The sequence below is a fragment of the Nocardia sp. NPDC052112 genome, assembly GCF_040680135.1.
Lineage (GTDB): Bacteria > Actinomycetota > Actinomycetes > Mycobacteriales > Mycobacteriaceae > Nocardia.
In genome coordinates this window covers 32,518-41,516 of record NZ_JBFAWD010000037.1, presented here as the reverse complement: position 1 = coordinate 41,516, position 8,999 = coordinate 32,518, and the positions used below count along the sequence as shown (strand labels likewise).

Annotated in this window: 11 protein-coding genes; 6 read left to right on the top strand and 5 right to left on the bottom strand. The window is 62.6% G+C overall.

What is annotated here, in order from left to right; genetic code table 11:
* Positions 1-68: 68 nt before the first annotated feature.
* From AB0L58_RS39455 to AB0L58_RS39435, 5 genes are all read left to right on the top strand, one after another.
* The gene (locus AB0L58_RS39455; protein WP_364395762.1) at positions 69-269 is read left to right on the top strand and encodes a DUF397 domain-containing protein; all 201 of its coding nucleotides are present in this window, start codon (positions 69-71) and stop codon (positions 267-269) included.
* 708 nt (positions 270-977) lie between these two features.
* Positions 978-1,583: a DUF3558 domain-containing protein gene (locus AB0L58_RS39450; RefSeq protein ID WP_364395760.1), complete on the top strand. Its 606-nt coding sequence runs from the start codon at positions 978-980 to the stop codon at positions 1,581-1,583.
* 112 nt (positions 1,584-1,695) lie between these two features.
* Positions 1,696-2,964 carry a hypothetical protein gene (locus AB0L58_RS39445; RefSeq protein ID WP_364395758.1) on the top strand — a complete coding sequence of 423 codons (1,269 nt, stop codon included), beginning with the start codon at positions 1,696-1,698 and terminating at the stop codon, positions 2,962-2,964.
* Positions 2,961-3,458: a hypothetical protein gene (locus AB0L58_RS39440; protein WP_364395756.1), complete on the top strand. Its 498-nt coding sequence runs from the start codon at positions 2,961-2,963 to the stop codon at positions 3,456-3,458. Before AB0L58_RS39445 ends, AB0L58_RS39440 begins: the two co-directional genes overlap by 4 nt.
* A gap of 79 nt (positions 3,459-3,537) precedes the next feature.
* Complete coding sequence (locus AB0L58_RS39435; RefSeq protein WP_364395754.1) at positions 3,538-4,068, top strand: hypothetical protein; 531 nt, start codon at positions 3,538-3,540, stop codon at positions 4,066-4,068.
* 431 nt (positions 4,069-4,499) lie between these two features.
* Here AB0L58_RS39435 and AB0L58_RS39430 read toward each other — a convergent pair whose 3' ends face one another.
* Positions 4,500-4,925, bottom strand: coding sequence for a hypothetical protein (locus AB0L58_RS39430; protein WP_364395752.1), 426 nt, complete (start codon positions 4,923-4,925; stop codon positions 4,500-4,502).
* A 187-nt stretch (positions 4,926-5,112) separates the two neighbouring features.
* Between AB0L58_RS39430 and AB0L58_RS39425 the strand changes: the two genes are divergently transcribed.
* Positions 5,113-5,331, top strand: coding sequence for a hypothetical protein (locus tag AB0L58_RS39425; protein ID WP_364395750.1), 219 nt, complete (start codon positions 5,113-5,115; stop codon positions 5,329-5,331).
* Positions 5,332-5,381: 50 nt separating this feature from the next.
* On the opposite strand, the gene yhjD is transcribed toward AB0L58_RS39425, so the two are convergent.
* The 4 genes from yhjD to AB0L58_RS39405 all read right to left on the bottom strand — a co-directional run.
* A complete protein-coding gene (gene yhjD / locus AB0L58_RS39420; protein WP_364395748.1) occupies positions 5,382-6,401 on the bottom strand; it encodes an inner membrane protein YhjD in 1,020 nt (339 codons plus the stop codon).
* A gap of 66 nt (positions 6,402-6,467) precedes the next feature.
* Positions 6,468-7,502, bottom strand: a complete 1,035-nt coding sequence (trpS, locus tag AB0L58_RS39415; protein WP_364395746.1) for a tryptophan--tRNA ligase — start codon at positions 7,500-7,502, stop codon at positions 6,468-6,470.
* A gap of 21 nt (positions 7,503-7,523) precedes the next feature.
* The gene (locus tag AB0L58_RS39410; RefSeq protein WP_364395744.1) at positions 7,524-8,456 is read right to left on the bottom strand and encodes an oxygenase MpaB family protein; all 933 of its coding nucleotides are present in this window, start codon (positions 8,454-8,456) and stop codon (positions 7,524-7,526) included.
* Positions 8,457-8,569: 113 nt separating this feature from the next.
* On the bottom strand, positions 8,570-8,999 hold a 430-nt coding region (locus AB0L58_RS39405), incomplete at its 5' end, for a hypothetical protein (RefSeq protein WP_364395742.1).

Genomic DNA, 8,999 nt, shown 5'->3' with positions numbered 1-8,999 from the left:
GAATGGTCAGCCTTCACCGCCGCGACAAGCTGAGGTGACTTCGACCGCTGACCTCAGACAGGCACCTCATGACGAACCGCTCGGACGCGAAGTGGTTCAAGAACAGTCACAGCGGTGCCCCCTCGAACTGCGTCGGAGTCGCCTTCCTCCCGAACAACCTTGTCGGCGTTCGCGATTCGAAGAACCCCTCCGGCCCCACACCGGTATTCACCCCAGCCGAATGGTCAGCCTTCACCACCGCGACAACCCGAGGCGACTTCGACCGCTGACAGTCTCGGCCTGGCTTTACTCCGCCTGTAGGGTCTCATGGCGCGCTTCGTAATCTCACGAGCGATTTCGTGTCGGCTTCGTTTATTGAAGCGTGCGTGAGATTTTCTCACCGAATCCATCCTCATGTTCTTGGTCTGGGTGGCAGCCTGTCGCCCGATGTCCGACGTGTCGATGAGGGCTGCGGTGGGATGAACGAGGCTGCGGCGAAGGCGTCTGCCGAGTTGTCGGTGCGTCGCCCGGGCAGCAATCGGGTGGACCGGATTCCATGGTCTCGTGTGACGTGTGGCCAGGTTGCCGAGATCGTGCCGTGGCGGACGTTCCGGTGGCGGGACGGCCAGAAGCGCTTCTCGGGTACGGGATTTCGGTCGCGGTCGGTGGAGTTGGCTGGGGCCGGGGAGCCTCGGCCGGAGTTCGACCCGGGGGTTGTCTTCGATCAGCGGGTATAAGGCGCGCGGGCGGAACGGCAGTTGGCTCGCTCACCGATGAGCGCTGGATCGAGACCGCGCGGGAGGTGACGGCCGAGTACGCCGATCAGTCACGGTCATCACGAACGATGGTGATCGTTGCATTCGGACCGAGTGTTCGGCTTGCTTGCGTTCTGCGATGATCACGAATGACAGTGACCGTCTGGTCCCGCCGGGATAGGCTGGCGACCCTCAACGATCAGGGTTTCGATGACGAGAAGAAGTTTCGCAGCTGGTTGCCTGGTGGCGAGTGCGACGACACTGGTCGCCTGTGCTGGTAGTTCCACCGATCAGGGTGCGAACACGGTGGTTTCGGCGACGGCCTCGCCCGCGACGTCTGCCAAGGCGACCGCCTCCGTGAAGGTGGGCGTTCCACCGGCGCCGGTGCAGACCGGCGCCAAACAGGTTCGGTTCGATCCGTGTGTGAGTGTGGGCGATGACTTGGTGACCCGGGCCGGATTCGACCCGGCGACTCGCGAAAGATACCCAGGCGAAAGCGTTTCCATTCTCACGACTATCGGCTGCCAATTCTGGCGTGAGACACTCGTCGATGGCGAGAAGTACCCCACTGGCATGGTGTCAGTGACGTCGAGCGACTCGACTCTTGACGATATCCGGAATAACCCGGACTACCACAGCGTATTCAACTCCGACCCGATCGGCGGGCGTGAGGCGGTGCTGTACCGGACCCCGCTGGTTGACGGCCTTTGTTCGGCGTCGCTCAAATCATCCGACGGGACTTTTACGGTTGGCCTGCATGTGCACCCCGGTCCGGTTGCCGTGCCGCCTGCGTGTGACCAGATCCGCCAGATCGCCGAAACCTTCAGCGAAGCACTCGGCACCGACTAGTACCTTCATTTGACGGACCATGCCTGCACGCATAAAGTCGGGAGGAGCGCGAATCTGGCAGTGGCGCAATAATATTCGGCTGCACTTCGGGGAAAGTACAGAGTTAGGGCATATGCAGATGGCTGAGACCTTCGCGGCGAATCCCAGCGAGATTGCTGGTCTGAGTAATCTTGTCGCCTCGATAGCGGGGGACGCCCTGTTGGCGTCCAGCTTCGTGGCGAAGGAGGGGAAGGCGGCGGATTGGCTCCACGGGCCGATCATCGACACGCTGGTAGCCCCCATCAATGATGCGGCTGACTGGATGTCTCAGCGCCACGCAGTGCTCGCGAATACCACCCTGGGCACCGGCATCGAGCTCAATAAGGCCGCGTGGATGTATCACAGCCAGGATCAGAAGTCCTACGCCGAGCTGAACGCACATACCGAATCGAATCTCCCGGTGGATGACAGCACCGAAGAGATCGGCGTGACCACGCAATACGCCGGTGCCGCCACTTACCCGAAGCCGGAGTCTTTCAAACTCGAAGCGCCAGCGGCGAATAAAGAGGAGCTCGCCGGTCTCATCGCCGAAGTTTTCCCGGTGCTCGGCCGTGTGAACGAGTCCATCAAGAGCATCACTCGCGCGGCGGGAACCGAATACGATCCGCTGGTAACATGCTTGGAGCCGGTTCCGGGAAACTGGTCCGAGATCCGCAGGCTCGGTGAAGTTTACAAGGCAGCGGGCAACGGGCTCGAGGCATGCGGTAAGAATCTCGAATCCGGCGTGAAGCGGATCGACGGTAGTACGGACGGCAAACCCAATTGGGATGGTAAAGCTTCCGTATCCTTCAGCGAGTGGGCGACCAAGCAGGTCGCGGCAATGAAATGGGAAGGCCCGGTCGGCCGGATCGTCAGTGATTGTGCGGGCGCGGTTTCCGATGAGATCAGGAACGGCATCAAAAAAATCCTCGAATACCTGTGGGGGATGCTCAACAAATATGTCGATTTCGACGACATCAAGGGCGCTCTCAAGTCGGTCGCGAATATCTTGTCCGCAGCCGTCCCGGGTCTCGGAGCTGCCCGCATCGCCAAGCTGGTCTATGACATCGGTGTGATCATCACAAACGCCATCGAGGTGGTCAAGAAGATCAAAGAGCTTGCCGATGCCTTCAAGAAGCTCCTCGACATCATCAAGGATCCGGTAGGCCAGTTGAAGGAGAAGGGGAAACAGAAACTGGATGAGGCCATCGCGCCGGTCACCAAGAAAATTGACGACGCGACCCGTAAGGCGGCCCTCGCCAAGGATATCGAAACAATTTCCCATTACGGCGACACCGTGGACCGCCCGACACAGTCGTATGACACCGGGTCCGGCACCGCACCGTGGGAGAACGCGTCATGACGCGACCACAATGGGGCAGCATGCGCGAGCCCGATCTCGACCCTGAGGTGGAGGCGATCGCCAGGAAGGTCATGGACGCGGTCGACAATCTACGCACCGCCACCACCCGCCTGGCCAACATAGACATTGACGAACTGTTCGACGGTCCCACCGAGGTGACCGAGGAATTCATCTCGATGGTCGCCGGTATGGACACCGCGTCCCCGGCGCTGAAGGCATACGCCGAACGAGTCGGTAACGGTGAATGCCGTTGGTGCGACATCGAAACCCTCGCCAGCCCGGTACCACCGGAAGTCGCCGAGATGAAGAGCTCGCCGCTGTTCACCTGGAAGTGGACCCCGGAACCCCCGCAAGAACCCACACCGCCTCCAGCCCCCACGTGGCCGCCCACCCAGACCCCCACCCGCCGTCCGCGACCAGGCGAAACCGTGGTCGGCCCGAGCGACTGGCCGGACGACTTCGAGGATTACCCCGATGAGCGGCGCTGGCGCTGAGACGCAGTGTGCCGTAACTTCGCGTTCCGAGGTGCCGTTACAGTCGGTGGATTAGTGCCGGTTTGCTCGAGGAGTTGGTGTGGGGCGGTCCCGGAAGATGATCGGCCCGATGTCGCTGGTGTGGACGCTGGGTGTCGTGGTAGCGGCGGTGGCCTTCATGGCGGGCGCGCTGAACCTGGGTGCCGCGATAGCCCGGTGGACCGGTTCGCAAGTCGCCATGGCGCTGTTTCTTCCGGTGAGCGTATTGCTGGGCATAGGTGCGTGGATGCTCGTGCTGGCCGCCGCATGGCGGCTGCGCCGGAATTACCTGCGGCGGGCCGGGATCGCGATGTCTGCGGTGGTGGTCGCGTCGGATCTGCGATACAAGTACCGTTCGGGGACGCTCAACTTCGATTTGTGGCGGGTGCGGGTCGAAGCCCAGTTCGCGCACCCGGACTCGGGTGCGGATGCCCGCGTGCAGAAGCAGTACCTCTACCCTCAATTCCGCGAGGTCGCGGCGCGAGCACTGGCCGAGCGATTGAGCGTCGGCTCCTCGATTCCCGTTGTGGTCCACAAGAATTCCGCAGTGTTCGACATCCCCAAACGGCCCGTCTGGACCGATATCTGGTGACCTCGGCCAACTTCGGTTGCTACCCATCCGGGTCCGTAGAACCCGGCAGTCAGCCCTCCGCACGAGCCGACTGCCCCGCCCATCCTGCGGCGGCGCACGACTGGACGGAGATCAATCCGTGCCAGCGAGGCGGCGAAGCAGTCGATCGTTCTCGACGCTGCTAGGAAAATGGCACGGTGCGACCAGCAGGAAACGCCGCAGCTCGAGACAAGAAGACTCCAGCAGGCCTAGAATGAAGCCGAGCTCGACCACTACCCGGTGCGTTCTTGGCACGCGCACATCACCTGGTCCACGCTCATCCCGGCACGGCTGGAAGCATCCAAAGCTATTGCTGCAAAGGGGGACTCGCCGACGAAGCGGAAGACATGATCGCGCTCACGCTACCGGCAGCGAGGCCAGCACTCAGCTAACCGCCGACTACCGTTGCGGTACTAATCGCAATGCTCGAGATCGGATGTCCACACATCGCGCACATCCCACCCGTCGTCAGTAGAAGATGAAACCCCGCCACCCCACTGGATGCAGACGCCCTTCGCCGAGATCTTTACCGGGCCCGCATACTGTGAAAAGTTGCCTTGATCCTGTTTGATATTGCTTTGACTGGTCAAAACATATGCACTCGTGAGTGTAGGAGTCCCCACATATGAGGTCTTCATGGTCACAACACAATTGACGCTACCGTTGTACAGCAGGTAGATCTTGCCGTAGCGCAAGCTATGACTGTCGATTTGATAGTAGCCCGAACCACACAATCCCGCAGGTGTAGCAGCATTCGCGGGCGATAGTGCGACTAGCGACATCGTGGCAGCCGCGGCGGCTGTCAACGCTACTCTTCCCGCGATTTTAATCAGGGTCACCTCATGGCTCCTTACCTTGGTGACCGCAGTCTGCCCCATGAGACGCACACTTCCCAAATATGGGAAGTTGAGCCCAATGAGGTTCCCCGCTTTCTCGAGGACCGGAAGAGCCAATCGTGGCAGCACCGAGGACCTCCGATGGTCTTGAAGTCAAGCGGCCGCCTATTCAGGTGGGTGTGGCTGTCGGATGGCCGAGGGCTTCGACCGGGTCGAATGGTTCGCGGGTTTGGGGGCTGTCAACGGAACGCCATTTTCCACGTTCCGCCGACATCCCGATTGGGCGGCCGACGAAACGGGATTACTGATGAAAAAGTCTTCCCGGGCACGAATTCGGCGACAGCTGTGGTTACCGGAGAGCGCGGTGATGTGGATTTCAGGTGGCGAACCGAACGACTCTTACGAGTGACACGGTTGCCATACGGATCTATCCGGGTCAGCGACTCACACCACTCCCTGTCACCTGCGGCGCAGGATCGAAAGGGCAAGGGCGGCAAGGGCACCCGCGCCGAAGTAGGCGGCGCCGGCGCCAATGGACAGCCCGGGGGCGCTCATGCGGGGCACGATCACGGCGGCAGCGGGTGGGGCTATTTCGGGTTCGGGCTCGTTTTCGGATGCTGTTGCGGCCCAGGCGGTTGCGAACAGAATGATTCGGTAGGTGATGTAGGTGAACACCATCAGGCCGATGATCGAGCCGAATGTTGCACCGGCGGGACTGGTCAGGACCGTCTGCAGGTAGAACGACGCGACGTATTTGAAGATCTCGAAAACCACCGCGGCCAGCGCCGCCGCCCGCGCGGCACTACGGAGCGTGACCGGCTCCCTGGGCAACCGCGCGATCATCCAGGCGAGTACCGCCCAGGAGGCGAGGAAGCCGAGCAGCATCGAGATGAGCACCAGCATCAGCCGCGCCCCCGGCAGATCATCCAGATGGAATGTGATCAGCACTCGGGCGCTGAGGGTGCTCGACGCCAGCGCGGACAGGCTGATCGAGACCACGAAGGCCAGCCCGAGACCGATGAGCGCACCGAGGTCGGAGAGCTTGTTGAACAACCAATTGTGTTCGGTGCTCTGCTGTTCCCACTGTTCGGTCAGCGCCGCCCGCAGATTCGCCATCCAGCCGAGCCCGGTGTAGGCACCGACCAGCAGACCCAGTGTGCCCACGGTGCCGCGCGAGCGCACCGCCTTTTCGATCAGATCGTTGATCTGCGTGCCGAGCGATCCCGGAATGTTCTCCATGACCTTGTTCTGCAGATCGGTGAACGTGTCCGGATGACCCGAAAGGACGAATCCCGCAACCGCGAAGGCGACCATCAACAGTGGAAACAGCGACAGCACCGTGAAATACGTGATGCCAGCCGCGTAGTAGTCTCCGCGTTGCCGCTGATACCGCTCGCCTGCCCGAACCAGATGATCGAGCCACGGCCGCGACTGGATCCATCGTTCTACCGATGCCTTGACATTGTCGATCACCTGCACCTGTCACGCCCCTTCAACAGAGACCGCGGTGGTGGTCCGCAAGCGGTCGATAGCGGTATTCCCCGGCTAGCGAGCCAAAAACCCCACCCGGTCGTAAACCTGCGCCAGGGTGTTGCCCGCGATCTCACGCGCCCGCTCGGCACCCGAGGTGAGAATGCGGTCGAGTTCACCCTGATCCGCAAGGTACTCTTCCACCTTCGCCCGCAGCGGGGTGACGAATTCGACCAGCGCGTCGGCGACGTCGGACTTCAGATCGCCGTACCCCTGACCGGCATAGTCGCGTTCCAACGTGACTATCGGGGTGCCGCTCAGCGAACTCAGGATCACCAGCAGATTGCTGACGCCGGGCTTGGTTTCCGGGTCGTAACGGATTTCGCGCTCGGTATCGGTGACCGCGGAGCGAATCTTCTTGGCGGTGATCTTAGGATCGTCGAGCAAGTTGATCAGACCGGCGTCGGTGGAAGCCGACTTGCTCATCTTCGACGTCGGATCCTGCAGGTCGTAGATCTTCGCGGTGCCCTTGACGATATGCGCCTCCGGCACCACGAACGTCTTCTTGAATCGAGAGTTGAAGCGCTGGGCCAGATTTCGGGTCAGCTCCAGATGCTGTCGCTGGTCCTCGCCGACCGGAACCTGATGCGGGCGGTAGAGCAGAATGTCCGCGGCCATCAGCACCGGATAGGTGAACAGTCCGACGCTGGCGTTCTCCGCGCCCTGTTTGACCGACTTGTCCTTGAACTGGGTCATCCGGCTGGCCTCGCCGAATCCGGTGATGCAGCTGAGCACCCAGGTCAGTTCGGCATGTTCGGGCACCTGGCTCTGCACGAAGAGCGTCGAGCGCTTGGGGTCGATGCCGAGCGCGAGCAACTGCGCGGCCGCTGCCTTGGTGCGCGCGCGCAGTTCCTTCGGATCCTGCGGCACGGTGATCGCATGCATATCCGGGATGAAGTAGAGCGCGTCGTAGTCGTCCTGCATAGTCACCCAGTACTGCAGCGCCCCAAGGTAGTTGCCGAGGTGGAAGGACGCGCTGGTGGGCTGGATCCCGGACAGCACCCGCTGTTTGCGTTCAGCGGCCGGGTTCGTCTGAGCAGGACTGGACATATCCCGATCTTCGCATGGGCGTCACGCGGAATTTCGCGCCGCCCAGTTGCGTGGGTCGACACCGGGCATGCTGGGACGGCCGGTGCTGTGCAGTTCACGCTCCCGCTTGGACAACAACTTGTAGACCGGCGCACTCGGACCTGCCAGCGTCCCGCGCAGCACCGGCGGCAGCAGCGGCGGCGCGATATGCGCGGTGCGCACACCCTGGGCCAGCGCACGGAAGGCGATTTGCTCGGCCAGTCCCCAGCGCATCGCGTACATCTCGCGGATGCGCGGCGGCAGACTGCCCTGTACCAGCAGGTAGAACGCGTCGACGACTCGGCGCATCGGCCTGCGCTGCGGATAGGGCACGCGCTGACCGGCCAGATATGAACCGACGAGCCGGGCCTCATCGGTGAGGAACAGCTCGTCCGAGGCGAGGTAGTCGTCGAAGGATTTGCGGAACAGCGGGTAGCTGCCGGGCGCGGCCTCGCGCGGCATGCCGAACAATTCGCCCCAGCGGACATAGTCCTGGTACAGACCTTCGCGCTCGCCGTCGGTCAGCGGGCGGACCAGCAGATCGTGCATGACTTCGGCCGAGTCGAAGGTGAAGGCCATGGTCATGTACATCAGATGCGGATCGAGTGCCGAGTAGCCGGTCCCCGCCGGATGGTGCGAGCCCGCATCCTCGGGCAGTTCGCCGACGACCTTCGCATGCTTCTTGGTGGTGAAGGCGAGCGCGCGATCCGCCTCGTCCTTGCTACCGAGGAAGACGGCCTCGAAGAGCTTGCCGGTCAACGCGAGTCGCGTGTACGGGGTCATCCGATGCTCGGTGTTCTCGGCCGTCCCTACGTAGAGCAGCGGGTTGACCGCGCCGATCACCAGAGCACGCTGGCCGTACGTGAGGCCGACCGCGCGCTTGCTCATGACCCGACGGGCCATCGAATTATCGGCGAAGTAGCCGGGCTGGGACATTGCTGCCTCCTCGTCGAGCGCCTGCTGTCGGGCATCGTGACCCGTCATCCCGGCGGGCCGGGCTGCACAGCATCTGGCAATAGAATCCTCCAGAACCCTGGATCTGGCAATAGCTACCACCAGATTGCGTCCGGACCGGATCCGGGCCGCGACCACCGACCACCTCGGATCGCGATCCGGTCGGCCCCGGCCGCACCCATGTCAGAATCGCTGAATGACTGCATCGCGAAGCGATTCCGTGAGGGGTGGTGGCCGGGCGACGGGTGGGCCAGCATCGCGTAGCGAGTCCGCGAGGGGCGGTGGTCGAGCGACCAGCGGGCGAGCATCCCGTAACGAGTCCACAAGCGGTGACAGCCCGGCGACCAGCGAGTCAGCGCGTAGCAAGTCCGCAGAAAGCGGTGCGCGAGCGACCAGCGGGCGAGCATCCCGTAACGAGTCCACAAGCGGCGACAGCCCGGCGACCAGCGAGTCAGCGCGTAGCAAGTCCGCAGAAAGCGGTGCGCGAGCGACCAGCGGGCGAGCATCCCGTAACGAGTCCACAAG